Raw genomic sequence first — 26,321 nt, 5'->3', positions numbered from 1 at the left:
TGCTTGCGCCGAGTGTCTGCACCCCCCAAAGCCCTCAGGCAGCGAGTTGGCGGGGATACTCTTCGCGCAGCAGCGACTTGATTTCATGGCGCAGCGCATCCACGGCAATGGGCTTGGACACATAACCGTCCATGCCTGCGGCCAGATAACGCTCCTTGTCACCCTTGAGCGCATTGGCTGTCACAGCGATGATCGGCGTGCGTTTGAGTTGCTGATTTTTTTCCAGCATGCGGATGATTTCAGCGGCCTCCACACCGCCCATTTCGGGCATGTGGATGTCCATCATGATCAGGTCAAATTCACGGGTTGAAAAAGCTTCGATGGCCTCTATGCCATTGCTGGCAAGGCTGACCTCATAACCCATGCGCTGCAACAAAATGGTCTCCAGCGTCTGGTTGATCGGCGTGTCTTCGACCAGCAAAATGCGCTGAGATTTAAAAGACGACTCTGGTGCGCAAGGTGGGAGCGGCACTGGCGTGCTCATGGTGCTCGTCAACCCGTTCAAAACACTCGCCAATTCGTTGACGTCAATCGGTTTGACCAGAAAGCCCTGAATGCCTTGCGGGTCGAGTTGCTCTTGGCTGATTTGCTCACTCAGAGCCCCCATCATGATGATGGGCATTTGGGCTGCAGAAAACAGCTGCCGCAACTGCGCGGCGAGCGCAAAACCATCGATGTCGGGCATGTTCACATCGATCAGGGCACACCGGGCTTGGCGCAACTGCGGCGAATGCAGCGCCTGTGCAGCGCCGTCCACAGCAGCTGTGTTCAGCCCCAAGGTTTGCAATTGGTGACTGAGCACCTTGCGGCTGCTGGCGTTGTCATCCACCAGCAAGAGCGTTTGCCCGGCCCACGATGCGGCCAAGTTTTGCGCGCTGGCGGGCGTATCGACCAGGGTGTGCAACTGCACGTTAAAACTGAAAGCACTGCCATGCCCGAGCTGACTGCTCACGCTGATGTCACCCCCCATCATGCGCACCAGACTGCGGCTGATGGCCAGGCCCAAGCCCGTGCCGCCAAATCGGCGCACCGTGCTGGAGTCGGCTTGGGTGAACACATCAAAAATCAGGGCCTGCTTGTCGGGCGCAATGCCGATCCCGGTGTCTTTCACGGTGAACTGCAACCAAACACCATCGCGGTTAGGCGGGGAAACCATGGTTTTGATGCACAGCAAAATTTCGCCTCGCGCCGTGAATTTGATGGCATTGCCCAGCAAATTGGTGATCACCTGCTGCAGGCGCAAGGGGTCACCAATGACCTCATCGGGCACGTCGCAGCCCAAGTCGCAAACCAGTTCGAGCTCTTTTTCACTGGCCCGCAAAGACAGGGTGCGTGTGGTTTGCCGAATCAGGCTGTGCAAAGAAAACGGGTGCGGGTCCAGACTGAGTTTGCGCGCTTCGATTTTGGAAAAATCCAGGATGTCATTGATCACGGCCAGCAAAGAGTGTGCCGATGTCGAGACCATGTCCAGATAGCTGCGTTGCTCGGCCGTTAAACGGGTTTGCAGGCACAACTCGGTCATGCCCAAAATGCCGTTCATGGGCGTGCGGATTTCATGGCTCATGTTGGCCAGAAAGTCACTTTTGGAAGCGTTGGCCGCTTGCGCGGCATCTCGTGCCATGGCCAAATCCTGTTCGGCATGGATCCGCGCATCCACGAATTCATTGAACGCGTGCGTGACCATTTGGATCTCATGGCCACCCACTTGGGCAATAGGGGCGACCACCTGACCCTCGCGCATTCTGGCGGCCGTCTGGTGCATGGCCCGCGCCAAAACGTCCAAAGGCCGCACCACCCGTGCCAGAAAAATCCACAGCAAAGGTGCCATCACCAACAACAACAGGCCACTGAGCCCCAACATTTTCCGATAGAGGCTTTCTACAGGCGCAAAGGCCTCCGCAGAGGGCACCACCGAAGCCACAATCCAGCCCGTGGTCGCCAGTTTTTTGAAGGTGAACAAGCCCTTGAGACCCCGGGTGTTGTAACCCTCTTGTGTCCCCTCAAAGCCTTTCATGGCGTTTTCAAAAGGGACGCTACCGCTGTCTTGGGGGACGGTCTTCAAAATCAGCGCCGGATCGGGATGGGCAATGCGCAGACGGTCCTGACTGACCAAGTAGTAATACCCCGCCTCGCCATTCTTGCGGTTGGCAATCGCGCCCAACAAATTGGGTTTGTACAGATTGAGCACCCCCCCCATGATGCCCACCAGCTGCTGGTTCGCATCCCTAATGGGGGCAGCCACAACCACGATGGGCTGCTGGGTAGCGCGCCCCAGAATCGGCGCAGAAATGACAGGCAGGCCGGTATGGATGACGCCCTGAATATAGTCCCGGCCAGACATGTCCAGTGTCCTGCGTCCCGGTTTGACAGGCCAGTCCACCAAGAGCACCCCCTTGGCGTCGAAGACGTAGAGGTCGTCAAACACCGTCAGCAAGGCCTGCTCGTCGCGCAAGAATTGCTCCAGACGGTCCAAATCCCCCATCGACGCCATGGGCACATGGCGTGCCACCATGTCCAACATGTTGACACTGTCTTCCAGTTTTTCATCCAGTTGACTGGCCAGCTCGCTCAACTGGCGAAACTCGTGCTTTTCGATCCTTTGAACAATGTCTGTTCGCATGACCTGAAATTGCAATGCAAATTGGGCCAGCAGCAGTGCGACGGCCAAGGCCATGGCACTGAGTGACAGTTGTAACTTGAGGCTGAGGTTTTTCATCGATCGTTCAAGCCTGCGGCGAGATGCGGTGTGTTGTCTGACTGGCCATGGATAAATTCGCGTACTTGGCCTGCCGCATGACAGCCAAGAGGTCGCATTGCGCCCGATTCTAGTCTTGCATCATTTATTTAAATACCAAATCATTCATTTTTATGGATTTATAGGTACCCCAAGAAGTCCTAGCGCCCCACCCATTCGCAGGCCCCATTGCCATGACAAGGGAAAACACGCAGATGAAACCCCACCCAATCAATTAACATGTTAAATAAATGCAACCCAACCCCTTTGTTCACCGAAACTTGCCGCGCCTGCTTTTGCAGGCGCGCGAATCGGTCATGGGGCATACCCGGCCCAATCTGCGCGCACACGGCCTGTCCGACCAACAGTGGCGTGTGCTGAGGGTTCTGGGCGAACACGCCGACGACAGCGCAGGGGTGGAAACCGGGCGAGTGGCCAAAGAAGCTTTCTTGCTGGGCCCCAGCCTGACGGGTGTGCTCACCCGCATGGCGCGTGATGGCTTGATAGAGCGCCATCGCTGCCCACAAGACGCACGCAGGACGGTGGTGCGTGCGACATCACTTGGACTGGCCAAAGTGCAAGCCTTGTCGCAAAGCATTGAAGCCCACTACGCCTGGATGGAAGGACAACTGGGCAAAACCGCCTTGCAAGATTTGTATGCCTTGCTCGACCAGTTGATTGCCCTGGAGCACGATGGACCTGCAGAACCACCGCAATCCATCCGCAAAAAGAAAGCTGCACCATGAAACATTGGCAACCTGCAGGCACCGCGTACGGCTGCCTGCTGAATTTTCAGCGTGAATGGGACCTGTGGAGCCCGCGCATGGCACAAGACCCTTACAAAGGCCCGCCCCGAGCGCCCGTGCTGTATGTCAAATCGGCCAATACCTTCAACCCGGGTGGCACCTTGATGCTGCAAGACGGGGTCAATGAGGTGGACATAGGCGCCACGCTGGGATTGGTCATCGGCGCCCATGGCGCACCAGACAGCGCAGTCCTGCTCAACGACTGGTCCGTGCCACACCAAAGTTATTTCCGCCCACCCGTCAAGTTCCGGTGCCGCGACGGTTTTTTAGGCTGCGGATCACCCCCTGTGCCTTGGGCCCCTATGGACCTGGCCTCGTTGAGCATCAACGTGCAACTCAATGGCCAGCGGGTGCAGACGGTTCGCCTGTCGGAGCTGGTGCGCCCGGTCGAGCGCCTGCTGGCCGATGTGGGCGAATTCATGAGCCTGCAAGCGGGCGATGTGCTGATGCTGGGCACCGATGTGCTGGCCAATGGCCAAAGACCCCGTGCCCGTGCGGGGGACACGGTGTGCCTGAGCGCTCCAGGCTTTGCCCCCTTGATTCAAACTGTGCAAAGTGAGGCCGCATGAAACACGCACGCATCGCTTGGTCAGGCGCCATCCAGCAAGCCGTCGAGTCAGAAGGCCAGTTGCTCATCACCCAAGGCCCGCACAAAGGCCAGCGTGTGGGTTTTGACGACGTCGTCTGGTTGCCGCCGCTCACGCCCGTGCCACAGCCTCGCACCGTCATCGCGCTGGGCCTGAACTACGCTGACCACGCCAAAGAACTCGCCTTCAAGGCGCCCGAAGAGCCACTGGCCTTCATGAAGGGCGAGGCCTCTTTGATCGGGCACAAAGGCTTGACCCATCGCCCAGTCGATGTGAAGTACATGCATTACGAGTGCGAGCTGGCAGTGGTGATCGGGCGCACCGCCCGCCGCGTGAAAAAGGCCGACGCCTATGACTTCATTGCCGGCTACACCGTGGCCAACGACTACGCCATCCGCGACTACCTGGAAAACTGGTACCGCCCCAATCTGCGCGTGAAGAACCGCGACACCTGCACGCCGATCGGCCCCTGGCTGGTCGATGCGGCCGATGTACACCAAGGTCAAGGTGGGCCCATGGCGCTCAAACTGCAGACCACTGTGAACGGCCAAGTCACACAAAGCGGCAACACCGCCGACATGGTGTTCGACGTGCCCACCCTGATCGAATACTTCAGCAGCTTCATGACGCTGAACCCCGGCGACCTGATATTGACCGGCACGCCCGACGGCATCGTCAACGTGAACCCGGGCGACGTGATCGTCACCGAGATCGAAGGCATCGGGGCGCTGATCAACACCCTCGTGAAAGCATGAACACGCCCCCCCTTTTGCCTGTCATCGCGAGGAACGAAGCGATTCATTCCCTCTCCCTGTCATCGCAAGGAACGAAGCGATCCATCCCCTTTCACTGTCATCGCAAGGAAAGACGCGACCTATCCCCTTTCCCTGTCATCGCGAGGAACGAAGCGATCCATGGATTGCCGCGCTGCGCTCGCAATGACGACCTTGCCATTCGCTCGCAATGACGAACTTGCCACATCGCTCGAAATGCCGAGCCAACCAGACGAAAAAACACCATGAAGATTGACCACCTGATCAATGGCATCCAAGTCGCAGGCAGCGACTATTTCGAGACCCTCAACCCCGCCACACAAGAAGTGCTGGCCGAAGTCGCCTCGGGCGGCGAAGCGGAAGTGAACGCTGCCGTGGCCGCTGCCAAAGCCGCCTTCCCCAAGTGGGCTGCAACCCCTGCAACTGAGCGCGCCAAGATCATGCGCAAGCTGGGCGATCTGATCACGCAGCACGTACCCGAGATTGCCGAGACCGAAACCCGCGACTGCGGCCAGACCATCAGCCAAACCGGCAAGCAGTTGGTGCCGCGTGCGGCCGACAACTTTCACTACTTTGCCGAGATGTGCACCCGTGTGGACGGCCATACCTACCCCACGCCCACACACCTGAACTACACCTTGTTCCACCCGGTGGGCGTGTGCGCACTGATCAGCCCCTGGAACGTGCCCTTCATGACCGCCACCTGGAAGGTCGCGCCGTGTCTGGCGTTTGGCAACACCGCCGTGCTCAAGATGAGCGAACTCTCACCCATGAGCGCAGCCCGTTTGGGCGAACTGGCGCTGGAGGCCGGCGTGCCTGCAGGCGTGCTGAACCTTGTACACGGCTATGGCAAGCAAGCGGGGGAACCGCTGGTCTCGCACCGCGATGTGCGCGCCATTTCGTTCACCGGCTCCACCGTCACCGGCAACCGCATCGTCCAGAGCGCGGGCCTGAAAAAATTCAGCATGGAACTCGGCGGCAAGAGTCCGTTTGTGATCTTTGAAGACGCTGACCTGGACCGCGCACTGGATGCAGCCATCTTCATGATCTTTTCTAACAACGGCGAGCGCTGCACCGCCGGCAGCCGCATTCTGGTGCAGCAAAGCATTTACGCCGACTTTGCCGCCAAGTTTGCCGAGCGCGCCAAACGCATCACCGTGGGCGATCCGCTGGATGAAAAAACCATCGTTGGCCCGATGATCAGCCAGGCCCACTTGGCCAAGGTGCGCAGCTACATCAAGCTGGGCCCCAAGGAGGGTGCCACGATGCTGTGCGGCGGACTGGGCCAACCCGGCTACGCCGCCGACTTGCCCGCGCATGTGCAGCACGGCAACTTCGTCTGGCCCACCGTGTTTGCCGACGTGGACAACCGCATGCGCATCGCACAAGAAGAAATTTTCGGCCCCGTGGCCTGCCTGATTCCTTTCAAGGACGAGCAGGATGCGATTGAAAAAGCCAACGACATCGAATATGGCCTGTCCAGCTACGTGTGGACCGAGAACATCGGCCGCGCCCACCGTGTGGCCGCTGCGGTCGAGGCGGGCATGTGCTTTGTGAACAGCCAGAACGTGCGCGATTTGCGCCAGCCCTTTGGCGGCACCAAGGCCAGCGGCACTGGGCGCGAAGGCGGCACCTGGAGTTACGAAGTGTTCTGCGAGCCCAAAAACGTGGCCGTGTCGCTGGGCGGTCACCACATTCCGCATTGGGGTGTATGACAAATCACCACCATCTGTCATACTTGATGCCATACATTCATTTCGAATGTGTATGACAAGGAGTGCGCCATGTTGTCTGTCCGCTTGCCAGAAATCGTTGAACGCGAATTGACCCAGTATTGCGCCGCGCGCAAGCTGAGCAAATCGCACGTCGTGCAAGAAGCCCTTGCCGAGTATTTGGTGGCGGCCAAAACGCCATCCAGCCCGCATGCTGTGCCCGAGCCCGACTTGTCCTTTCTCGCGCCGGACGACCCGATTCGGCAGTTCATTGGCATCGTGAAGGATGGCCCCAGTACAGACGAATGGATGGCCATCACCCGCGGCGAGGACTGGAACAAACCATGATCTTGGTCGACACCAACGTCCTGCTCGACATCTACAAGGCCGACCCCATCTGGATGTCCTGGTCTTTGCAGCAACTGCGCAGCGCCAAAGCCGGAGAACTGGGCACCAACATGGTGGTCTATGCCGAACTGGCTGGACACCCGGGCGAGCCTGCGCATTTGGATACTTTTCTGGACACACTGGGCATCCGCCTGGCTGAAATATCGCGTCCTGCAGCCAGGCTGGCTGGGCAGGCTTTTCGTCAATACCGTCGACAAGGTGGCACCAAAACCGGCGTCTTGCCCGACTTCTTCATTGGCGCGCATGCACAAGCCGAGGGCTTTCAATTGCTCACCCGCGATGCAGGGCGCTACCGCAGTTACTTTCCAGGCATTGATCTGATCTGCCCCTAAACGTCACCACAGGACACCCCATGGGCCAACTTGCACTCGCCGCCAAAATCACCCACGTGCCCAGCATGTACTTGAGTGAGATCCCCGGGCCGCGCTTTGGCACGCGCCAAAGCGCCATTGACGGCCACAAGGAAATCAGCCGCCGCTGCCGTGCCATGGGGGTGGACACGCTGGTGGTTTTTGACACGCACTGGCTCGTCAACGCCAATTACCACATCAACTGCGCGCCGCATTTCAAGGGCGACTACACCAGCAACGAGTTGCCGCACTTCATCCACCACATGGCTTTCGAGTCACCTGGCAACCCCGAGTTGGGCCACCTGCTGGCCCGTGTGGCCAACGAGCATGGCGTGGAAACGCTGGCACACGACAACACCACGCTGGACCCCGAATACGGCACGCTGGTGCCACTGCGCTACATGAACGAAGACCAGCACTTCAAGGTGGTCTCGGTCTCGGCCCTGTGCATGGTGCATTACCTCAACGACAGCGCCCGCCTGGGCTGGGCCATGCGCGAAGCGGTGGAAAAGCATTACGACGGCAAGGTGGCCTTCTTGGCCAGTGGTTCGCTCTCGCACCGCTTTGCCCAAAACGGTTTGGCGCCCGAGTTCGCGCACAAAATCTGGAGCCCGTTTTTGGAGCAACTCGACAAGCAGGTGCTGCAGATGTGGGGCAACCGCGAATGGAAAGCCTTTTGCGAGATGCTGCCCGAGTACGCCAGCAAAGGCCACGGCGAAGGCTTTATGCACGACACCGCCATGCTCATGGGCGCTTTGGGCTGGACCGGGTATGACGGCGGTGTGGACATGGTGACACCGTACTTCGGCGCCAGCGGCACGGGCCAGCTCAACGCGATTTTTGAAGTGACCCCGCAGGACGGCAGCCAAGTGCCCGCCGCCGTGGCCAGCCGTGCCGAGGGCTACACGGCCATCAGCACCCGCCTTTGAGGAGAGCGACCCATGCCCCATCTTGTGATCCTCTACACCAGTCAGTTGGACGCTGAAGTCAACATGACCGCCCTGTGCCGCCAAATGGCGGACGCCATGCTGACGGTCAGGGACGAAGAAGCCAAACAAGTTTTCCCCACAGGCGGCACCCGTGTGCTGGCCTACCCTGCACCACATTACGCGGTGGCCGATGGCGGCGCAGCAGGGCGAGAGGCCGGCGGCACTGGCGACTACGCTTTTGTGTACCTGAACCTGCGCATGGGCCGCGGCCGCAGCGAGGCCACGCAGCAGCGTGCAGGGCAGACGCTGCTTGCAGTCGCCCAAGATTCTTTTGCTCCGGTCATGGCCCAGCGCCACATCGGCATCACGCTGCAAATCGACGTCGGCCCCGAGGTGTTTGACGCCAAGCACAGCAACCTTCACCCGCTGTTTCAGAAGGTCACGCCTTGATTCGGCAGAACATTTTGTGGGAGCGGTCTCTGACCGCGATCTGCCTTGCCACAACAACACCCCCCATCGCGGTCAGAGACCGCTCCTACGAAGGCACACCATGTTTGACGACACCTTGATCCAGCAGCTCGCCCAAGAGCTCAACCAATCCCAAAAATCACGCGTGCAGATCGAGCACTTTTCTAAGCGCTTCCCGGGCATGACGATCGAAGACGGTTACCGCATCAACCGCGCCTGGATGCAACTCAGGCTGGCCGAAGGGCGCACCATGATCGGCCACAAGATTGGCCTGACGAGCCGCGCCATGCAGGTCTCCAGCCAGATCGACGAGCCTGACTACGGCACGCTGCTCGATGACATGCGCTACGACTGCACACCCGGCCAAGTGCTGGACATTCCTTTCACCGATTTCATCGCACCGCGTGTCGAGGTAGAGCTGGCCTTCATCCTCAAGAAAGAACTGCGCGGCCCCAACGTGACGGTGCAGCAAGTCTTGGAGGCCACCGAGTACGTGACCCCTGCGATTGAGATCATCGATTCGCGCATCGAGCAGTTCGACCGCCACACCAAGGTGATGCGCAAGGTCTACGACACCATCAGCGACAACGCGGCCAATGCGGGCATCGTGCTCGGGGCCAAGCGGGTCGACCCGCTCACCACCGACTTGCCTTGGTGTGGTGCGGTGTTGCGCCAAAACGGCGTGGTCGAAGAAACCGGTTTGGCTGCGGGCGTACAAGGGCACCCCGCAGTGGGCATTGCGTGGTTGGCCAACAAGCTCGCGCCCTGGGGCGAGCACCTGCAAGCCGGTGAAATTGTTTTGGCGGGTTCGTTCACCAAACCGGCTTTGGCCAAAGTGGGCGATGTGTTTGATGTGGACTACGGGCCTCTGGGCAAACTGGAGTTTCGGTTTGTTTGAGCGTTTGGAAGCGTCTGCAGTGGCTTCGTCTTGCGATAGCGGGAGGCTGCTGGGGCCAGGGTGGCGGCCCGGGCTCAGAGGCGCTCCGCTTTGCCACATCGCCCGAGCCGCCACCCCGACCCCAACATCCTTTGAGCCTTCATCCCTTTAAAACGAGGAAACATCCCATGAATACGCCAGTGAATCTTTTTAAAAAGGCCCTGCAAAACCAACAGCCCCAAATTGGCCTGTGGATGGGCTTGGCCAGCGCCTACACCGCCGAAATCTGCGCCTTGGCCGGATTTGACTGGCTGGTGATCGACGGCGAACACGCGCCCAACGACCTGCGCAGCATCCAGGCCCAACTGCAAACCGTGGCCGCTTACCCCGCCAGCCACGCGGTGTGCCGCGTCCCTGTGGGCGAGACGGCGCTGATCAAGCAATACCTCGACCTCGGTGCACAAAACATCCTGGTGCCCATGGTCGACACGGCCGAGCAAGCCGCGCAATTGGTGCGAGCCATGCGCTACCCGCAGGACGATGGGCAAGGCGGTGTGCGCGGCATGGCGGGGGCGCGGGCCTCACGCTGGGGGCATTTCCCGGATTACTTCAAGCGTGCCAACGAAGAGGTCTGCCTGTTGGTGCAAGTGGAATCGCGCGAAGCCCTGAAGAACCTCGATGCCATCGTCGCCACGCCCGGGGTCGATGGTGTGTTCATCGGCCCGGCTGACCTCTCGGCCTCGATGGGCCATGTGGGCAACGCTGCGCACCCCGACGTGCAAGCGGCCATTGAGGACGCCATCGCCCGCATCTTGAAGGCCGGCAAGGCGCCGGGCATCCTCACACCCGACCGCACCCTGGCCGCCCATTACCTGAAGCTGGGGGCGGTGTTTGTGGCCGTGGGTCTGGACACCCAACTCTTGATGCGCCACACCACCGATCTGGCGGCACACTTCAAGGCCGAAGTCTCTGCCATCGCCCCCAACAAAGGTGCGACTTATTAATGGGGATCTGACCCCAATTAACTGCCCCAATGACCGCCGTCATGCCCATTCAATGGTCTCAACATGGATCGCTTCGTTCCTCGCGATGACGTCTACTCTCCGTCACTGCGAGGACGTCCATACCTCGTCGCTTCGTGGACGTCTGTACCTCGTCGCTTCGAGGACGCCTTTACCCCGTCACTGCGAGGAGCGCAGCGACGTGGCAGTCCATCACTCGCCAACCACTGCCTCCCACAAACCCAAAAGGAGACCCTGATGTTCCCCACCCCCCAACCCTTGGTGCCCTCGCTGCAAGCGCGGGTGCACCCTGACGAATGGCAAGCGCGTTTGCAGCTGGCCGCTTGCTATCGGGTGTTCGCGTTGCTTGGCTGGACCGAGATGATCTACAACCACATCACGCTGCGCCTGCCGGACAGCGTGACAGCGGGCGAAAAACAGTTTTTGATCAACCCCTTCGGGCTGCACTACAGCGAGGTGACGGCCAGCAATTTGGTCAAGATCGACGTGCAAGGGCGCGTGCTCGATGGCTCGCCCTACCCCGTCAACCCGGCGGGTTTCACGGTGCATGCTGCTGTGCACGAAGGTCTGGCCGGGGCCCACTGCGTGATGCACACCCACACCACAGCAGGCGTGGCGGTGGCCTGCTTGCAAGGCGGCTTGCAGCAGACCAATTTTTACAGCGCCCAGCTGCACAACATGGTGGCCTACCATGACTTTGAAGGCATCACCATCCACGCCGACGAAGCGCCGCGCCTGCTGCGCAGCATCGGCGACAAGCAGGCCGTCATTTTGCGCAACCATGGTCTGCTGGCCTGGGGCCACACCTTGGCACAGACCTTTGCGGTGCTTTGGACTTTGCAGCGCGCCTGCGAAATTCAGCAGGCCACGCTGAGCATGGGCCAACCCATTGTGGTGCCCGAAGCGATTGCCGACAAATGCACCCAGGATGCCTTGCAGTTCAACCCTCACCACGGCGCAGGCGAAGATGTATTCCAGGCCCTGGTGCGTCAGATCGATCGGCAAGACACAGGGTGGCGCGCATGAAAGTCTGTATTTATGGCGCAGGCGCCATTGGCGGCTGGATCGGGGCGCACCTGGCGCAGCAAGGCTGCAGCCTGAGCGCGGTGGCACGAGGCGCCACACTCGAAGCCCTGCAACAAAACGGCCTGGTGCTGCTGCAAGCCGGACAGGAAATCCACACCTCTTTGGTCGCCCGCGAGAACCCGGCCGATCTGGGCGTGCAAGACCTGGTGATCGTGGCCGTGAAAGCCCCCGCCATGGCCGACGTGGCCCGACGCATCGGACCACTCATCGGCCCCAACACCGTGGTGCTGACGGCCATGAACGGCGTGCCGTGGTGGTTTTTGCAGGGCTTTGGGGGTGCGTTGTCGGCCACCCATCTGGACTCGGTGGACCCGGGCGGCGTGATCGCGCAGCACATCCCGGCGGCGCACATTGTGGGTGGCGTGGTGCACGCCAGCTGCTCAGTCGATGTGCCGGGCGTGATCCGGCACCACTTTGGCAACGGGCTGATTGTGGGTGAGCCCAGTGGGGTAGATTCGCCTCGCATTCAGGCGCTGGCCGCCTTGTTGGTGCAAGCGGGCTTCAACGCCACGGTCTCCCCCCAAATCCAGAAAGACGTCTGGTACAAGCTCTGGGGCAACATGACCATCAACCCGATCAGCGCCTTCACAGGGGCCACCACCGACGTGATCCTGGACGACCCGCTGGTGCGCGATTTTGTCTCGCGCATCATGCTCGAAGCCAAGGCCATTGGTGAGCACATCGGCATTCCCATTGCGCAAACGCCCGAAGACCGCCACGCCGTCACGCGCAAGCTGGGTGCCTTTCGCACCTCGATGCTGCAAGACGTGGACGCGGGCAAACCGGTCGAGCTCGACGCCCTGGTGGCCGCCGTGCGCGAGCTGGGCCAGCTGACCGGCGTGGCCACACCCTTCACCGATGCTTTGCTGGGCTTGTCTCGCTTGCATGCGCGGGGCCTGGGTCTGTACCCATGAACGCACCCGCCAAACCGGGTTTGAGCGGCGCGGCCTTTGGCACCTTGCTGCTGATCGCCTTCATGATGGGGGCCAACCATGTGGCCGCCCGCACCGCTTTCAACCACGGACTGGATGTGGTGACGGCGGTGACGGTGCGCAGTGTCATCACGGCCACCGTGGTGGCGTTGATCCTGTGGCAGCAAAAGGTGGCCTTGCGTGTCTTGCCCGGGCAGCGCAAATACCTGGGTGCGGTGGGCCTGCTGATCGCGGTGCAAAGCGTGTGCCTGTACTCGGCAGTGGCGCGTTTGCCGGTGGCCCTAGCCTTGCTCGCTTTTAACACTTACCCGCTGACCACCGCCCTGTGGGCCAGGATGCTGTACGGCCATCGACCCGAACGCGCCGTGCTGTGGGCCATGCCGGTGATGATGGCTGGGCTGGCCCTGGCGCTGGACGTGTTGGGCGCGGCCTCGGGCCTGGGCGCGGCGCGTCACTGGGCAGAAATCGGGGCAGGCGTGGGTTTTGCCCTGGCGGCATCCACCACCTTTGGCCTGGCCTTGGTGCTCACCCAACACGAAACGGTGGGCGTGGATGGGCGTCTGCGCACTTTCACCACCATGGCCACCGTGGGCGTGCTGGCCGCCAGCGTGGCGCTCACGCAAGGCGGGTTTCAGTGGCCTCAGGCTGTGCCCGGTTGGTGGGGGCTGGCCGCACTGACGTTTTTGTACGGCACCGCTTTCACCATCATGTTCACCGTGCTGCCCAAACTGGGCGTGGTGGGCAACTCGGCCATCATGAATGTGGAGCCCATCTTTGCGCTGGTGCTGGCCTGGGCGCTGCTGAGCCAAGCCATCGCCCCCATGCAATTGCTGGGGGCGGCCGTGGTGGTGTGCACGGTGATGTGGCTGGGCTTGCGCAAGCCCTGAAGTTCAACGCGAAATCAACGCAGGCGGCGGATCAGGCTGGACGTGTCCCAGCGGCCACCGCCCATTTTTTGCACATCGGCGTAAAACTGGTCCACCAAAGCCGTCACCGGCAGGCGGGCACCGTTGCGCTTGGCTTCGTCCAGCACCAGACCCAGGTCCTTGCGCATCCAGTCCACGGCAAAGCCAAACTCGAACTTGTCGTCGGCCATGGTCTTGCCGCGGTTGTCCATCTGCCAGCTTTGGGCTGCGCCCTTGCCGATCACGTCCAGCACCTGGTGCATGTCCAACCCGGCTTGCTGGCCAAAGGCAACGGCCTCGGACAAGCCTTGCACCAGACCCGCAATGCAGATCTGGTTGACCATCTTGGCCAATTGGCCTGCACCCGAAGCACCCAGCAAGGTGAAGGCGCGCGAAAACGCCATGGCCACAGGCTTGGCGGCATCAAAAGCGGCCGCATCACCACCGCACATGACGGTGAGCAGGCCGTTTTGTGCGCCGCCTTGGCCGCCCGAGACGGGGGCGTCCACAAAGTGCAGACCCAGTTTTTGGGCCTCGGCGTACAGCTCGCGGGCCACTTCGGCGGACGCCGTGGTGTGGTCCACAAAAATCGCGCCGGGCTTCATGCCGGCAAACGCACCGTCTGGTCCCAAGACCACGCTGCGCAAATCGGCATCGTTGCCCACGCAGGCAAACACGATGTCCACACCGGCTGCCGCCTCACGCGGTGTGGGTGCGGTGGCGTTGCCAGGGCACTCAGCGGCCCAAGCGGCGGCCTTGGCGGCGCTGCGGTTGTACACCGTCACGTGGTGCCCGGCGCGCGCCAAGTGGCCCGCCATGGGGTAGCCCATCACGCCCAAGCCCAAAAAGGCGACTTTTTTGGCGGGGGTGGCGTCGTAGGTTTTGGCAGCGATTTGGCTCATGGGTGTCTCGTCGTGGAGTAGAAAAAGGGCTATTTTGGCAGCCTGTGGGTGTTCGGGTGCGCAACGGGTGCTTTGGGCTGACCAAAGGGTGACAGATGCGCTTTTGGTACGCTCAAGCCATGAACTCCTCGATTGCCAACAACATCGCCCACGTGCAGGCGCAAATTTGGGCCGCTTGCCAAGCCGCTGGCCGCGCACCGGGCAGCGTGCACTTGCTGGCCGTGTCCAAAACCTGGGGGCCCGATGCGGTGCGTCAGGCCCATGCGGCCGGACTCACGGCCTTTGGCGAAAACTACATTCAAGAGGCGGTGGACAAGATCACCGCCCTGCACGACTTGCCGCTGCAGTGGCATTGCATTGGGCCCATCCAAAGCAACAAGACCCGTTTGGTGGCCGAACACTTTGACTGGGTGCACAGCGTGGACCGCCTCAAAATTGCCCAGCGCCTGTCCGAGCAGCGCCCGGCCCATCTGCCGCCCTTGCAGGTGTGCATTCAGGTGAATGTGGATGGCGGCCAGACCAAATCGGGCGTGAGCCCGCAGGAGCTGCCCGCGCTGGCACAAGCCGTGGCAGCTTTGCCGCGCCTGCAGTTGCGCGGTCTCATGACCATTCCCGAGCCCGCACCCAGCCAAGCGCAGATGCGCTCGGTGCATGCCCAAGCCCAGGCCCTGTTTGAAGCCCTGCGCCAGCAAGGCCTGCCGCTGGACACCTTGTCGATGGGCATGAGCGGTGACATGGCCGCCGCGATTGCCGAAGGCAGCACTTTGGTGCGGGTGGGCACGGCGATCTTTGGCCAACGCTGATCGCTCAAAACCTGAGTTTCAGGCGCCCTCGCCCATGCGCAGCTTGAACACGCTGCGCCGCTCGCCCACCGGCACCCCGGCCACATTCAGCAGCACCTGCGCGCGCCAAGGTTCCAGTGCCAGGCGCTGCGCATCGTCCAGCCAACCCAATTGGTCGAGCGCCTCCACGGTGGCGGCGAACAAGGCGGCCTTGTTGCCGTCCATGATCTTGATGGCCAGGGCTTGCCCGCGGGAGCGACTGCCCACCACCTGCACGCCGTCCGCGCCCACTTTGGTCACCCAGTCACCGCGGCCGACACGCATGAAATCAGCGTCGTTGCGGCCCGTGCCCGAGACCAATTCCGGGTGGGCGCTCATGGCTTCGCCCAACTGTTTGAGGCTCTCGCCATACAGTCCGTCCGACTCCGGCTGAGCCAGACGGGCATAGCTGCGGGCCAGACGCGACAAGGGCATGGCGTAGTTGGGGGCCGAGCAGCCGTCGATGCCCAGCGCCAGCTCTTGCTCACCCAGGCCCGCCAGGTGCGCCACGGCTTGGCGAATTTTTTGTTGCAGGGGATGGTCCACCTCGGTGTAGCTGTCGGTGGGCAGGCCGTGCTGCACGCAATACGCCAAAAAGCCGCTGTGTTTGCCACTGCAGTTGTGGTGCCGCTCATCGTAGGCAAAGCCTTCGGGCATGGGGCGGTCAAAAAACGTGAAGCGGTACGGCACATGGCAGCCGCAGCGCATCTGGCGCGTGCTGCTGCCGCTTTTGCGCAAAATGGACGTGACCTGCTCGACGTGCATGTCTTCGCCGTTGTGGCTGGCACACATCAGGGCCAACTCGGTCGGCGTGAACCCAAAATGCGCCACCCCACCCGACTGGATCAGCGGCAAAGCCTGCATCGCCTTGAGGGTGGAGCGGGTGAAGCACAGCCAGTGCGGGTTGCCCACTTGCGCCAATACGCGGCCTTCGGTGTCGGTCACGGCCAGCGCGCCCATGTGCACGCACTCTTGCACACCGTTACGGGTCAGCTCAATCAGGGGTTCAAAGTTCATGGATTGGGTTTTTGGTGACAAGAAAAAACCAGTTTAAATTGTCCCGGACTTGACCGGGTGTCGCTTGAGCGGCCGCGCACAATGCCCAGATGCAAAACATTCAATCCCCCCTTCAAGCGCAGGTGGTGCAGTGGCTGGTCTCCCCCGGTGCGAACGTGCGCCCAGGCGACGTTCTGGTGATTCTGGAAGCCATGAAGATGGAGCACGAAATCCGTGCCTCTCAGGCAGGCTGTGTGGGTGAAACGTTTTACCAAGCGGGTGAAACGGTGGCCGAAGGCGACGTCTTGTGCTCGCTCATGGCTGTTGCTGATGCGGCTTCGTCGCCCGTGGTTGCAGCCGCCAGCAAAACAGCTTCCGTCCCGGGGCAGGACCGCGCTGACCTGCAAAAACTGCAGGCCCGTCTGGCCTTCACTCAGGACGCTGCACGCCCCGAAGCCATCGCCAAGCGCCACGCTTTGGGGCTGCGCACGGCCCGAGAAAACATAGCCGACCTGTGCGACGAGGGCTCGTTTGTCGAATACGGGGCGCTGGCTGTGGCCGCACAAAGTCGCCGCCGCAGCGCCGATGATCTGATGCGCAACACGCCCGCCGACGGCATGGTCACGGGCATCGGCTGCATCAACGGTCAGCGCGTGGTGGTCATGGCCTACGACTTCACCGTGCTGGCCGGCACACAAGGCATGCGCAACCACCAAAAGACCGACCGCATGCTGGGCATCGCCCTGCACCACCAGTTGCCCGTGGTGCTGTTTGCCGAGGGTGGTGGCGGCAGACCCGGCGATGTCGATGTCGCCATCGTGGCCGGTCTGAACCTGGCCACGTTCGCATCGTTCGCTCGCCTCAACGGCCGGGTGCCGGTGGTGGGTGTGGTGGCCGGGCGCTGCTTTGCCGGTAACGCGGCGCTGCTAGGCTGTGCGGACGTGATCATCGCCACGCAGGACAGCAACATCGGCATGGGCGGCCCCGCCATGGTCGAAGGCGGGGGCTTGGGCGTGTTCAAACCGGAACAGATCGGCCCGAGCGAGGTGCAGCACGGCAACGGCGTGATCGACGTGCTGGTCGAAAACGAAACCCAGGCCGTGGCGCAGGCACGGCATTACCTGTCTTTTTTCCAAGGGTCCACCCCGAGCTGGCAAGCGCCGCCTGCCGAGGCCATGCGCCATGTGGTGCCCGAAAACCGTTTGCGCGTGTACGACACACGCGCTGCCATGCAGGGCATGACCGACGAGGGCAGCTTGCTGCATTTGCGCACTGGTTTTGGCATCGGCATCCACACGGCCCTTGCGCGCATCGCGGGCCGCCCGGTCGGTCTGATGGCCAACAACCCGCTGCACTTGGGTGGCGCGATCGACGCCGATGCGGCAGACAAAGCCGCGCGTTTCATGCAGCTGTGCAACGCGCATGGTTTGCCCCTCGTGAGTTTGGTGGACACACCCGGCTTTATGGTGGGGCCCGACACCGAAGCCACGGCGCAGGTGCGCCATGTCTCACGCCTGTTTGTAGCTGCGGCGCATCTGCGGGTGCCGCTGCTCAGCGTGGTGCTGCGCAAGGGCTATGGCTTGGGCGCAATGGCCATGACCGGCGGGGGCTTTCACGAAACCCTGGCCACGGTGGCCTGGCCCACAGGCGAGTTTGGTGGCATGGGCCTGGAGGGTGCGGTGCGTTTGGGTTACCGCAAAGAACTCGAGGCCCTGCCCGAAGGTCCCGAGCGAGAGGCCCTGTTCGAGCGGCTGCTGGCACAGCAATACGACAACGGCAGCGCCATCAACATGGCCGCCACACTGGAGATCGACGCGGTGATCGACCCCGCTCAAACCCGTGAATGGCTGGTGGCAGGACTGGAAGCAGGGCGCGTGAAGCCCTCTGATGGCCGCTTGGCAATAGACACTTGGTGAGACGGGCGCCCTCCGCCGCAGACCCCGTGCGACGGCGCGCCTGCTCGCAGGCGACCGATTACTTGGTCGGGCGACTCAGTCGCTGCAAATCTTCCTCAGAAATTTCATCAAACACGCGCACCACTTTGGTCACACCGCTCATGCTGCGCGTGATGTCGGTGGCACGTTTGGCCTCGCGCGAAGTCACGCGACCCATCAGGTAGACGGTGCCTCGCTCGGTCACCACTTTGAAAGCGTTGAGCTGCAAATCTTTGGCATCCACAAAGGCGGCTTTGACCCGGCTTGTGAGGACGACGTCCTTGGACCGCTGCGTGAGCGAGCTGATGGGCATCACGGCCAGATCGTTCACCACCGCCTTGACGTTTTCTTGGCTCTGAGCCAGTTTTTCGGCACGCTCTTTGTCAGCGGCAGTGCGCACTTCACCCGTGAGCAAAACCTGTCGGTTGAAGCTGCTCACGTTCAAGTGAATGCGATCGCCCATCTCACTGCGCACAGCGCTGGCCACCTTGATCTCAATGCTCTCGTCTTCGACCTGGGTGCCCGCGGTGCGGCGATCCGTGGCCACAACGCCGGTCATGACGGCGCCGCCCACAATCAAAGGTGCGCAAGCACTCAGGCTGGCCAAAGATGCCAGCAATACAGCACCGTAAACAACTGTTTGAAGTTGACGTTTCATTTAAAAAGACTCCTGTTCACCCAACAATTGGGTGTCAATGCCATCACACAAACAATGCAGCACCAACTGCTGCACCTCGCGAATTCGAGCCACGCGCTCGTGGGGCACGCAGACGTTCACATCCGTCTCGCGCAACTGCCGTGCCACAGCGCCTCCTTGCTGCCCATTGAGGAATACCACACTCATTTCACGCTCATGCGCGGCTTGCACGGCCTGCACCAAGGCCGGCTCTGCCCCTTGGGCACTGATCAGAAAGAGCACATCGCCCGTATGACCCAGGGCACGCACCTGACTGGCCAAACCTTGGTCTTCGGGCCATAAACTGGCCATCTGGGCATCGGCCGACAAGGCCATGGCCGACAGGCCCGGCCGCTCACGCTCAAAACCGCCCACCAGCAAGCCCGCCAAATACTGGGCCAGGCCAGCCGACGCACCTTGCCCGGCGGTGAGCACCTTACCGCCGCCCGTGACACAAGCGAGCACAGCTTGCACGGCGGCATCAACCGGTTTGGCCAAACCTTCGGCCACCTGGTAATGAAGGTCGGCACTGTCAATGAAATGCTGTTGAATGCGCAGGTCTAACATAGGGCGGCATGATAACCCCGCCAGCCCTGTGCAAGCTGGGTTTGCCCGCTTTGTGTGTGCTCATTCACTTCACTGCGGGGCATCCACCCACGTCAACTGGCGTCAAAGGCAGCCTGCAGCCATTGCGGACCCTGGCCCTCCAGCGTCACCACATCAAAGCGCGCCGGCGGCAATTGCCGCCAAGTCAGCAGGTAATGCCGGGCCGCAAAAATGATGCGCCGCTGCTTGTGCACACCGACCGTGGCGGCGGCGCCCCCAAAGTCGCTGCGGCTGCGATGGCGCACCTCCACAAACACCACCGTCCCGTCCGGACATTGCATGATCAGGTCTATCTCACCCCCGCCTCGGCCCGGGGTCCGATAATTGCGCTGCAGCAGCCGCAAGCCGCGCGCTTGCAAAAAGGCCAGCGCCTCGTCTTCGCCCGCATCACCCCGGGCTTTGGCCGTGCTGGGGCCAGGTTTGTCTTTTTTGAGGAATTGCATTGACTCCGTCTCCCTTGTCTGCCTCGTTTGCCAACGCCCTTGCCGCCGCGCACGAGGCTGCCGGATCACAAAGCCACCCGGCCAGCACACTGTATGTCGTGGCGACCCCCATTGGCAACCTGGCCGACATCAGCCTGCGGGCCCTGCATCTGCTCGCCCGCGTGGACGTGGTGGCCTGCGAAGACACCCGCCACACGCAGCAGTTACTCCGTGCCTACGGGCTTGACCGGCCGGGCAGCCAGCTCTTGGCCGTGCATCAGCACAACGAAGCCGAGGCGGCGCACAGCGTGCTCGAGCGCTTGGGCCAAGGTCAGCGCGTGGCCTACGTCAGCGATGCAGGCACCCCCGCCATCAGCGACCCGGGGGCTCGGCTGGTGGCGGCTGTACGCCAAGCTGGTTTTCGGGTCATGCCCCTGCCCGGCGCCAGCAGCGTGACCACAGCGCTGAGCGCATCGGGCATGACCGGTGACAACGGCTTTGTTTTTGCCGGTTTTTTGCCCAGCAAAGCCACCGAGCGGCAATTGGCCGTACAACACCTGGCGCAAGAAAGCCGCGCCGTGGTGCTGCTTGAAGCACCACACCGCATCGAGGCCTTGGCTCAGGCCTTGGCTGCACTGGGCCCGCGCCGCGTCACGCTGGGGCGCGAGCTGACCAAGCAGTTTGAGCAAATCGAGACCTTGCCCGCACACGATCTGAGCGCCTGGCTGGCCGAGAAACCCGAGCGCCTGCGGGGTGAATTTGTGCTGGTGCTGCACGACGCCCCCGTCGACGCGACCACAGGTGAAGGCCTGCGGGTTTTGCAACTTTTGCTGCCTGAGCTACCACTCAAAACGGCAGTCAAATTGGCGGCCGAGATTTCGGGCGAATCCAAAAACACCCTGTACGAGCAAGCACTGGCCCTGAAAAAACAAGGCTGAGGCCCGGCCTACTTGGCCGCTCAAGGCACAATTTGCCCCCATGAATTTCACCCGACTCCTTACCCTTGCCGCGATCGTCATCTTGACCCTCGGCGCCTGGCAAGCCTTTGGCTGGCCAGGCATTGCCTTGGCCGTGGGCGGCATTGTCATGTGGGTGCTGCTGCACTTCACCCGCATGGTCTCCATCCTCAAGAAAGCCGCCGACCGCCCCATTGGCCATGTGGCCAGCGCTGTGATGCTCAACGCCAAGCTGCAAAAAGGGGCCACGCTGATGCACGTCATCGCCATGACCCGCTCTTTGGGACTGCTTCAATCCGAAAAAGACACCCAGCCCGAGGTCTACACCTGGACCGACACCAGCGAATCGGTGGTGACCTGCACCTTTGTGGGCGGCAAGCTGACCGAGTGGTCACTGCAGCGGCCCGAGCAGCTCAGCCTTTAAAATCTCCCCTTTGCATTGTTTAATGCCCCTTCTTCAAAGGACACTTTCATGAGCGTTGTCATCCCCTCCATGTCAGACCGTGACGGCAAAATCTGGATGGACGGCCAGATGGTCGATTGGCGCGATGCCAAGATCCACGTCCTGAGCCACACCCTGCACTACGGTTGCGGCGCTTTTGAAGGCGTGCGCGCCTACAAAACCGAGCAAGGCACCGCCATCTTCCGCCTGGCCGAGCACACAGAGCGCCTGTTCAACAGCGCCAAGATCCTGCGCATGAACATCCCCTTCACCCAAGCGCAGGTCAACGAGGCCCAGCGCGCCGTGGTGCGCGAGAACAACTTGGAAAGCGGCTACATCCGCCCGCTGACTTGGATTGGCGACAAAAAGCTGGGCGTCAGCCCCAAGGGCAACACCATCCACCTGATGGTGGCCGCCTGGACATGGGGTGCCTATTTGGGTGAAGAAGGCATGAAGCGCGGCATCCGCGTCAAAACCAGCAGCTACACCCGCCACCACGTCAACATCACCATGACGCAAGCCAAGGCGGTGAGCAACTACACCAACAGCATTTTGGCCAACATGGAAGTGACCGACGAGGGCTACGACGAAGCCCTGCTGCTCGACACATCGGGCTTTGTGTCTGAGGGCGCGGGCGAGAACATCTTTGTGGTGAAAAACGGCGTGATCTACACGCCCGACCTGTCGGCCGGTGCCTTGAACGGCATCACCCGCAACACGGTGTTCCACATCGCCAAGGACCTGGGTCTGGAAATCGTGCAAAAGCGCATCACCCGCGACGAGGTCTACATTGCCGACGAAGCCTTCTTCACCGGCACTGCAGCCGAAGTCACTCCGATTCGCGAATTGGACCGCATCGCCTTGGGCAAAGACGACTACGTGGGCAGCCGCGGCCCCATCACCGAAAAAATCCAAAGCGCCTTCTTTGACATCGTCAACGGCCGCAACCCCAAGTACGCCCACTGGCTGACTTTGGTCTGAGGAACACACCACCATGAGCACCCAAGCTGTTGAACTGCTGGCCGCCGACCTGAACCCCCAAGGCGGCGTTTTTTGCCCCAGCCCCAAAGCCGACATGAAACTCTGGAACAGCCACCCCAAGGTGTATTTGGATGTGGCCAAAACCGGCGAAGCCAAGTGCCCTTATTGCGGCACCGTGTACAAGCTGAAAGCTGGGGAGGTGGTGGGGCACCACCATTGATCTGCACGGATTTGGTACTCAACCAAAGACCTCGGCTTGCGACAAGCTCACACCCGCTTGATCTTTGGCCGACAGTTGTGGCGTCAGCCCTTGAGGCCAGGTGATGCCAATAGCCGGATCGTTCCAAGCAATGCAGCGCTCGTGCGCAGGTGCGTAGTAATCGGTGGTTTTGTACAGAAAGTCAGCCATGTCTGACAGGACAACAAAGCCGTGCGCAAAGCCCTGCGGAACCCACATCTGTCTGTGGTTGTCTTCGCTCAGCTCCACCCCGGTCCATTGTCCAAAGGTGGGCGAACTTTTGCGAATATCCACGGCCACGTCAAACACTGCACCGCGCACCACGCGCACCAGTTTGCCTTGCGCTTGTTGCAGCTGGTAGTGCAGGCCACGCAGCACGCCTTGGGCGCTGCGGCTGTGGTTGTCTTGCACAAAGTTCACATCCAGGCCGGTGACTTGGTTGAAGTCTTGCTGGTTGAAGCTTTCAAAAAAGAAACCCCGGCTGTCGCCGAAGACTTTGGGCTCGAGGATCAGGACGTCGGGGATGTGGGTGGGGATGACGGTGTAGGGCATGTCTTTTTTTGAGGGGCCCTGTGGGCCCGCCCAGCAGGGGATTCAGTGGTGTAACCACGGATTGATGACTTGCAAGTCGTTGATGCCTTCAAAGTCTTTGGTGTTGCGTGTGACCAGTGTCAACTGGGCTGCCAATGCAATAGCGGCAATTTGCGCGTCAGCGGTATCGATGGGGCGGCCTGCTAACTGACGTTGTGCTCTGACCAAGGCATAGTGGCCTATAGCTTGGCCCCCAAAATCGATGCATCTGCCCGAAAAGTCTTCGTCAAAGATTTGGCCTGCTGCTTGCGCGATGGCTTCGCGCCGTTTGCCCGCGGGCAAGAGTGCGATGCCGGCCAAGATTTCTGCATGGGTGATGGCGCTGGTTTGCATCAAATTGGCGTTCTGGCTTGCAAACCAAGCCAGCACTTGTGGCGCTGGGTTTTCGCGCATCAACTCAGAAAGCACGTTGGTATCGATGAGGAATCCCGCGCTCATGCTGGGTCAAAGTTCGGCACGGGGCGTGGAGGCAGGCGCTCAGGCAGGGCAAGTTCATTGGCACCCAGGCCTTTGAAACGCTGGTTGATGCGCATCGCAAACTCGAGTCCACTGGCTGGTCTCGCCTCGGCTGCCAAGGTGTTTTGGAGAATGTTTCTAACTTCCTGCTCCATCGACAAACCATGACGCGCAGCACGCAAGCGCAGGCTGGCTTTGAGCTTGTCGTCGAGGTTGCGTATGGTGATGCTGCTCATACTGAGTCTCTTTAGGATGATTGCAATGATTGCATTGTAATCACTTGAGCAAGTTCAGCAAATATTGCCCGTAGCCGTTTTTAGCCAGCGGCTGGGCCAGCTTTTGCAGGTTCTCGGCGCTGATCCACTTTTGGTGGAAAGCGATTTCTTCGGGGCAGGCAACCATCAGGCCTTGGCGCTTTTGAAGGGTGGCAATGAAGCCCGCGGCTTCGAGCAGGCTGTCGTGCGTGCCCGTGTCGAGCCAGGCGTAGCCACGGCCCATGATTTCGACGTTGAGCTGGTTGAGCGCCAGATAGTGTTTGTTGACGTCGGTGATTTCGAGCTCGCCACGGTGAGAGGGCTGGATGTCGGCGGCGATGTCACACACCTGCTGGTCATAGAAGTACAGGCCCGTGACAGCGTAGTTGCTCTTGGGCACTTTGGGTTTTTCTTCAATGCTCAGGGCTCGTTGATGGCCATCGAAGTCGACCACACCGTAGCGCTCGGGATCGTGCACATGGTAGGCAAACACGCTGGCGCCGCTGGTGCGCTGGTTGGCGCTGCCCAGCAGCTTGACCAGGTCATGGCCATAAAAGATGTTGTCACCCAAGACCAAAGCGCTGGGGTCATGGCCCACAAAGTCTTTGCCGATGATGAAGGCTTGCGCCAAGCCATCGGGGCTGGGTTGCACGGCATATTGGATGTTCATGCCCCATTGGCTGCCATCGCCCAACAGCTCGGTAAAACGCGGGGTGTCTTGCGGTGTGCTGATGAGCAACACGTCTTTGATGCCGGCCAACATGAGCGTGGTCAGCGGGTAGTACACCATGGGCTTGTCATACACCGGCATGAGCTGTTTGCTCACGGCTTGGGTGACGGGGTACAAACGGGTGCCGGAGCCGCCTGCGAGGATGATGCCTTTGCGTTGGGTCATAGGACAAATGTCGCTTGAGGGAAGGCCAACCTAGCAAAACTCAAGCTTGAGTTAAAGGAATGATGCTCAGGCTAGCGCTGCCCTTGCGTCGACATGTACGGGAAACGGCCTGGATGATTTGGAGTCCACACATCAAAGCTTTCAAGAAAAAAGGGGCTTTTGGCTTTAAGAAAATAGGCCCAATTTTGTCAGATTTTAAAGGTTACGCACCCATTCGACACTGACAAGCATGACTGTACTGGCAATAAAAAAGTAAATTTAGTAATTTTGAATCGGCAGTTTGACGACAAACAAAGCGCCGCCCCCGGGACGGCCTGTGCACTCCACCTGACCGGCATGACGCTCGGCAATGCTTTTGACCAAGGCCAGGCCCAGGCCAACACTGCCCTGGCGTTCGCTCGCGCCAGGCAGTCGAAAAAATGGCTCAAAAATGCGTTGTCGCCAGGCCTCAGGCACGCCAGGGCCTCGGTCACTGACGGTCAGGGTCGCTTGGTCTGAACCGATCAGCAGGTGCAAGACAGGGACATCGATGGGGGAGTCAGTGCCGTGCCGCTTGGCGTTCTCCAACAGGTTGCGCACCATTCGGCGAAGCAACTTGGCCACGCCGGGCACTTCAAGGGTGGTCATGCCCGGGGGCACCTCCAGTTTGGCTCCAACCCTCGCGCACTCTTCGGCGCACAGGCCCACCAAGTCCACGGGCTCTATGGTGCCGATGTCGGCTTCTTTGGCGTCCAAGCGACTGGCCAGCAAGATTTCGTCAATCAGTTGGTCGAGTTCGGCCATGTTGCGCAGGATTTCGGCGCGGGTGCGTTGCTGCACCGAATTGTCGACAAGGGGGACGTCCATCAGCTCCAGGCCCATGCGTATGCGGGCCAGTGGCGAGCGCAACTCGTGCGAGGCATTGGCCAGCAAAGACTTTTGCGAGGCCATCAGGCCTTCGATGCGCTCGGCCGCCGCGTTGAAGCGCTCGGACAGGTCGGCCACCTCATCGTCGCCTTGCACTGGCACGCGCACCGTCAAATCGCCTTCTCCCCAGCGCTGCACGCCGCGCTGCAAACCTTCAAGGCGCTGCGTGAGCCTGCGCACCACGGGGTACAGGCCGAGTGCCACAGCCAGGCCAATGAGGCCCAACATCCAGAAAAAACCGGAGGGCTTGGCCCACCAGGGCATGTCTTTGCGCAAATGGGGCGGCAAGCGGCCTTCAGGGCCAGGCCCCACACCGGGCATGCCCGGCATGCCTTGCATCGCGGAGGCATGGGGGCGCTCGGCAGGCCGCTCACCGCGCTGCACTTGCAGCGGCAGGGTTTGGCCGTCGGCCAAGGGCACCTCAAAAACCAAAGGCGCACCCGGCCCGGCCCGGGTCGTGCTGTCCAGTACGTCGCCTTGGGCGTTGAGCACCACCCACTCTCGCGGCGCGGGCGGGGCGGCATGCTGCTCGACCGTGACACGCCAAGCCCAGCCCACCACCAACATGAGCAGCGCCACGCCCGCCACCACGGCCAGCCAGATGCGCAGGTAAAGGTGGCGTGACCAGTGGCGTGACAGGCGGCGAATCGGCATGG

Annotated in this window: 30 protein-coding genes; 19 read left to right on the top strand and 11 right to left on the bottom strand. The window is 61.2% G+C overall.

What is annotated here, in order from left to right; translation table 11 throughout:
• Window positions 1-34: 34 nt before the first annotated feature.
• Entirely contained in the window at window positions 35-2,716 is a 2,682-nt protein-coding gene (locus B9Z50_RS09885) for a response regulator (RefSeq protein ID WP_108363877.1), read from the bottom strand.
• 269 nt (window positions 2,717-2,985) lie between these two features.
• Here B9Z50_RS09885 and hpaR point away from each other — a divergent pair, with 269 nt between their 5' ends.
• From hpaR to B9Z50_RS09820, 13 genes are all read left to right on the top strand, one after another.
• The gene (hpaR, locus tag B9Z50_RS09880; RefSeq protein WP_108363875.1) at window positions 2,986-3,480 is read left to right on the top strand and encodes a homoprotocatechuate degradation operon regulator HpaR; all 495 of its coding nucleotides are present in this window, start codon (window positions 2,986-2,988) and stop codon (window positions 3,478-3,480) included.
• The gene (locus tag B9Z50_RS09875; RefSeq protein WP_108363873.1) at window positions 3,477-4,109 is read left to right on the top strand and encodes a fumarylacetoacetate hydrolase family protein; all 633 of its coding nucleotides are present in this window, start codon (window positions 3,477-3,479) and stop codon (window positions 4,107-4,109) included. Before hpaR ends, B9Z50_RS09875 begins: the two co-directional genes overlap by 4 nt.
• Complete coding sequence (locus B9Z50_RS09870; RefSeq protein WP_108363871.1) at window positions 4,106-4,882, top strand: fumarylacetoacetate hydrolase family protein; 777 nt, start codon at window positions 4,106-4,108, stop codon at window positions 4,880-4,882. Before B9Z50_RS09875 ends, B9Z50_RS09870 begins: the two co-directional genes overlap by 4 nt.
• A gap of 263 nt (window positions 4,883-5,145) precedes the next feature.
• Window positions 5,146-6,615 carry a 5-carboxymethyl-2-hydroxymuconate semialdehyde dehydrogenase gene (gene hpaE / locus B9Z50_RS09865; protein WP_108363869.1) on the top strand — a complete coding sequence of 490 codons (1,470 nt, stop codon included), beginning with the start codon at window positions 5,146-5,148 and terminating at the stop codon, window positions 6,613-6,615.
• 69 nt (window positions 6,616-6,684) lie between these two features.
• Window positions 6,685-6,960, top strand: a complete 276-nt coding sequence (locus B9Z50_RS09860) for a CopG family transcriptional regulator (protein WP_108363867.1) — start codon at window positions 6,685-6,687, stop codon at window positions 6,958-6,960.
• Complete coding sequence (locus B9Z50_RS09855; protein WP_108363865.1) at window positions 6,957-7,352, top strand: type II toxin-antitoxin system VapC family toxin; 396 nt, start codon at window positions 6,957-6,959, stop codon at window positions 7,350-7,352. The genes B9Z50_RS09860 and B9Z50_RS09855 overlap by 4 nt, the downstream gene beginning before the upstream one ends.
• Before the next feature lie 20 nt (window positions 7,353-7,372).
• Window positions 7,373-8,299 (top strand): 3,4-dihydroxyphenylacetate 2,3-dioxygenase, encoded by a 927-nt coding sequence (hpaD, locus tag B9Z50_RS09850; protein WP_108363863.1) that lies wholly within the window; start codon window positions 7,373-7,375, stop codon window positions 8,297-8,299.
• Window positions 8,300-8,311: 12 nt separating this feature from the next.
• Window positions 8,312-8,749 carry a 5-carboxymethyl-2-hydroxymuconate Delta-isomerase gene (locus tag B9Z50_RS09845; RefSeq protein WP_108363861.1) on the top strand — a complete coding sequence of 146 codons (438 nt, stop codon included), beginning with the start codon at window positions 8,312-8,314 and terminating at the stop codon, window positions 8,747-8,749.
• A 100-nt stretch (window positions 8,750-8,849) separates the two neighbouring features.
• Window positions 8,850-9,665 carry a 2-oxo-hept-4-ene-1,7-dioate hydratase gene (hpaH, locus tag B9Z50_RS09840; protein ID WP_108363859.1) on the top strand — a complete coding sequence of 272 codons (816 nt, stop codon included), beginning with the start codon at window positions 8,850-8,852 and terminating at the stop codon, window positions 9,663-9,665.
• A 167-nt stretch (window positions 9,666-9,832) separates the two neighbouring features.
• A complete protein-coding gene (locus tag B9Z50_RS09835; protein WP_108363857.1) occupies window positions 9,833-10,648 on the top strand; it encodes an aldolase/citrate lyase family protein in 816 nt (271 codons plus the stop codon).
• A gap of 255 nt (window positions 10,649-10,903) precedes the next feature.
• Window positions 10,904-11,692: a class II aldolase/adducin family protein gene (locus tag B9Z50_RS09830; RefSeq protein WP_108363855.1), complete on the top strand. Its 789-nt coding sequence runs from the start codon at window positions 10,904-10,906 to the stop codon at window positions 11,690-11,692.
• The gene (locus B9Z50_RS09825; RefSeq protein WP_108364358.1) at window positions 11,689-12,666 is read left to right on the top strand and encodes a 2-dehydropantoate 2-reductase; all 978 of its coding nucleotides are present in this window, start codon (window positions 11,689-11,691) and stop codon (window positions 12,664-12,666) included. Before B9Z50_RS09830 ends, B9Z50_RS09825 begins: the two co-directional genes overlap by 4 nt.
• A complete protein-coding gene (locus B9Z50_RS09820; RefSeq protein ID WP_108363853.1) occupies window positions 12,663-13,571 on the top strand; it encodes a DMT family transporter in 909 nt (302 codons plus the stop codon). Before B9Z50_RS09825 ends, B9Z50_RS09820 begins: the two co-directional genes overlap by 4 nt.
• A gap of 14 nt (window positions 13,572-13,585) precedes the next feature.
• Here B9Z50_RS09820 and B9Z50_RS09815 read toward each other — a convergent pair whose 3' ends face one another.
• A complete protein-coding gene (locus B9Z50_RS09815) occupies window positions 13,586-14,491 on the bottom strand; it encodes an NAD(P)-dependent oxidoreductase (protein WP_108363851.1) in 906 nt (301 codons plus the stop codon).
• A 119-nt stretch (window positions 14,492-14,610) separates the two neighbouring features.
• Here B9Z50_RS09815 and B9Z50_RS09810 point away from each other — a divergent pair, with 119 nt between their 5' ends.
• A complete protein-coding gene (locus B9Z50_RS09810) occupies window positions 14,611-15,294 on the top strand; it encodes a YggS family pyridoxal phosphate-dependent enzyme (RefSeq protein WP_108364356.1) in 684 nt (227 codons plus the stop codon).
• 18 nt (window positions 15,295-15,312) lie between these two features.
• Here B9Z50_RS09810 and B9Z50_RS09805 read toward each other — a convergent pair whose 3' ends face one another.
• Entirely contained in the window at window positions 15,313-16,329 is a 1,017-nt protein-coding gene (locus tag B9Z50_RS09805; protein WP_108363849.1) for an asparaginase, read from the bottom strand.
• A gap of 98 nt (window positions 16,330-16,427) precedes the next feature.
• Here B9Z50_RS09805 and B9Z50_RS09800 point away from each other — a divergent pair, with 98 nt between their 5' ends.
• On the top strand, window positions 16,428-18,224 hold the full coding sequence (locus tag B9Z50_RS09800; RefSeq protein WP_370463077.1) for a carboxyl transferase domain-containing protein: 1,797 nt from the start codon (window positions 16,428-16,430) through the stop codon (window positions 18,222-18,224).
• A 58-nt stretch (window positions 18,225-18,282) separates the two neighbouring features.
• Here B9Z50_RS09800 and B9Z50_RS09795 read toward each other — a convergent pair whose 3' ends face one another.
• The 3 genes from B9Z50_RS09795 to B9Z50_RS09785 all read right to left on the bottom strand — a co-directional run bounded on the left by B9Z50_RS09795 (window position 18,283) and on the right by B9Z50_RS09785 (window position 19,967).
• Window positions 18,283-18,900 carry a BON domain-containing protein gene (locus B9Z50_RS09795; protein WP_108363845.1) on the bottom strand — a complete coding sequence of 206 codons (618 nt, stop codon included), beginning with the start codon at window positions 18,898-18,900 and terminating at the stop codon, window positions 18,283-18,285.
• Entirely contained in the window at window positions 18,901-19,485 is a 585-nt protein-coding gene (locus B9Z50_RS09790) for an SIS domain-containing protein (RefSeq protein ID WP_108363843.1), read from the bottom strand.
• 92 nt (window positions 19,486-19,577) lie between these two features.
• Window positions 19,578-19,967, bottom strand: coding sequence for a YraN family protein (locus B9Z50_RS09785; RefSeq protein WP_108363841.1), 390 nt, complete (start codon window positions 19,965-19,967; stop codon window positions 19,578-19,580).
• 14 nt (window positions 19,968-19,981) lie between these two features.
• Between B9Z50_RS09785 and rsmI the strand changes: the two genes are divergently transcribed.
• From rsmI to B9Z50_RS09765, 4 genes are read left to right on the top strand one after another with little or no spacing between them, the layout of a single operon-like run.
• Window positions 19,982-20,884 carry a 16S rRNA (cytidine(1402)-2'-O)-methyltransferase gene (gene rsmI, locus B9Z50_RS09780; protein ID WP_108363839.1) on the top strand — a complete coding sequence of 301 codons (903 nt, stop codon included), beginning with the start codon at window positions 19,982-19,984 and terminating at the stop codon, window positions 20,882-20,884.
• Between the two features lie 40 nt (window positions 20,885-20,924).
• Window positions 20,925-21,326 carry a glycerate kinase gene (locus B9Z50_RS09775; RefSeq protein ID WP_108363837.1) on the top strand — a complete coding sequence of 134 codons (402 nt, stop codon included), beginning with the start codon at window positions 20,925-20,927 and terminating at the stop codon, window positions 21,324-21,326.
• 48 nt (window positions 21,327-21,374) lie between these two features.
• Window positions 21,375-22,325, top strand: a complete 951-nt coding sequence (locus B9Z50_RS09770) for a branched-chain amino acid transaminase (RefSeq protein ID WP_108363835.1) — start codon at window positions 21,375-21,377, stop codon at window positions 22,323-22,325.
• 13 nt (window positions 22,326-22,338) lie between these two features.
• Window positions 22,339-22,545, top strand: coding sequence for a zinc-finger domain-containing protein (locus tag B9Z50_RS09765; RefSeq protein ID WP_108363833.1), 207 nt, complete (start codon window positions 22,339-22,341; stop codon window positions 22,543-22,545).
• A gap of 18 nt (window positions 22,546-22,563) precedes the next feature.
• Here B9Z50_RS09765 and rfbC read toward each other — a convergent pair whose 3' ends face one another.
• From rfbC to B9Z50_RS09740, 5 genes are all read right to left on the bottom strand, one after another.
• Entirely contained in the window at window positions 22,564-23,115 is a 552-nt protein-coding gene (rfbC, locus tag B9Z50_RS09760) for a dTDP-4-dehydrorhamnose 3,5-epimerase (RefSeq protein ID WP_108363831.1), read from the bottom strand.
• Between the two features lie 42 nt (window positions 23,116-23,157).
• Window positions 23,158-23,592, bottom strand: a complete 435-nt coding sequence (locus tag B9Z50_RS09755) for a type II toxin-antitoxin system VapC family toxin (protein ID WP_108363829.1) — start codon at window positions 23,590-23,592, stop codon at window positions 23,158-23,160.
• Complete coding sequence (locus B9Z50_RS09750; RefSeq protein WP_108363827.1) at window positions 23,589-23,846, bottom strand: pantothenate metabolism flavoprotein; 258 nt, start codon at window positions 23,844-23,846, stop codon at window positions 23,589-23,591. The genes B9Z50_RS09755 and B9Z50_RS09750 overlap by 4 nt, the downstream gene beginning before the upstream one ends.
• 40 nt (window positions 23,847-23,886) lie before the next feature.
• The gene (gene rfbA, locus B9Z50_RS09745) at window positions 23,887-24,759 is read right to left on the bottom strand and encodes a glucose-1-phosphate thymidylyltransferase RfbA (RefSeq protein WP_108363825.1); all 873 of its coding nucleotides are present in this window, start codon (window positions 24,757-24,759) and stop codon (window positions 23,887-23,889) included.
• A gap of 258 nt (window positions 24,760-25,017) precedes the next feature.
• Window positions 25,018-26,319 (bottom strand): HAMP domain-containing sensor histidine kinase, encoded by a 1,302-nt coding sequence (locus tag B9Z50_RS09740; RefSeq protein WP_108363823.1) that lies wholly within the window; start codon window positions 26,317-26,319, stop codon window positions 25,018-25,020.
• Between the last annotated feature and the right edge of the window lie 2 nt (window positions 26,320-26,321).

The organism is Limnohabitans sp. Bal53 (genome assembly GCF_003063355.1).
Lineage (GTDB): Bacteria > Pseudomonadota > Gammaproteobacteria > Burkholderiales > Burkholderiaceae_C > Limnohabitans_A.
This window is presented reverse-complemented; position numbering and strand designations above follow the sequence as displayed.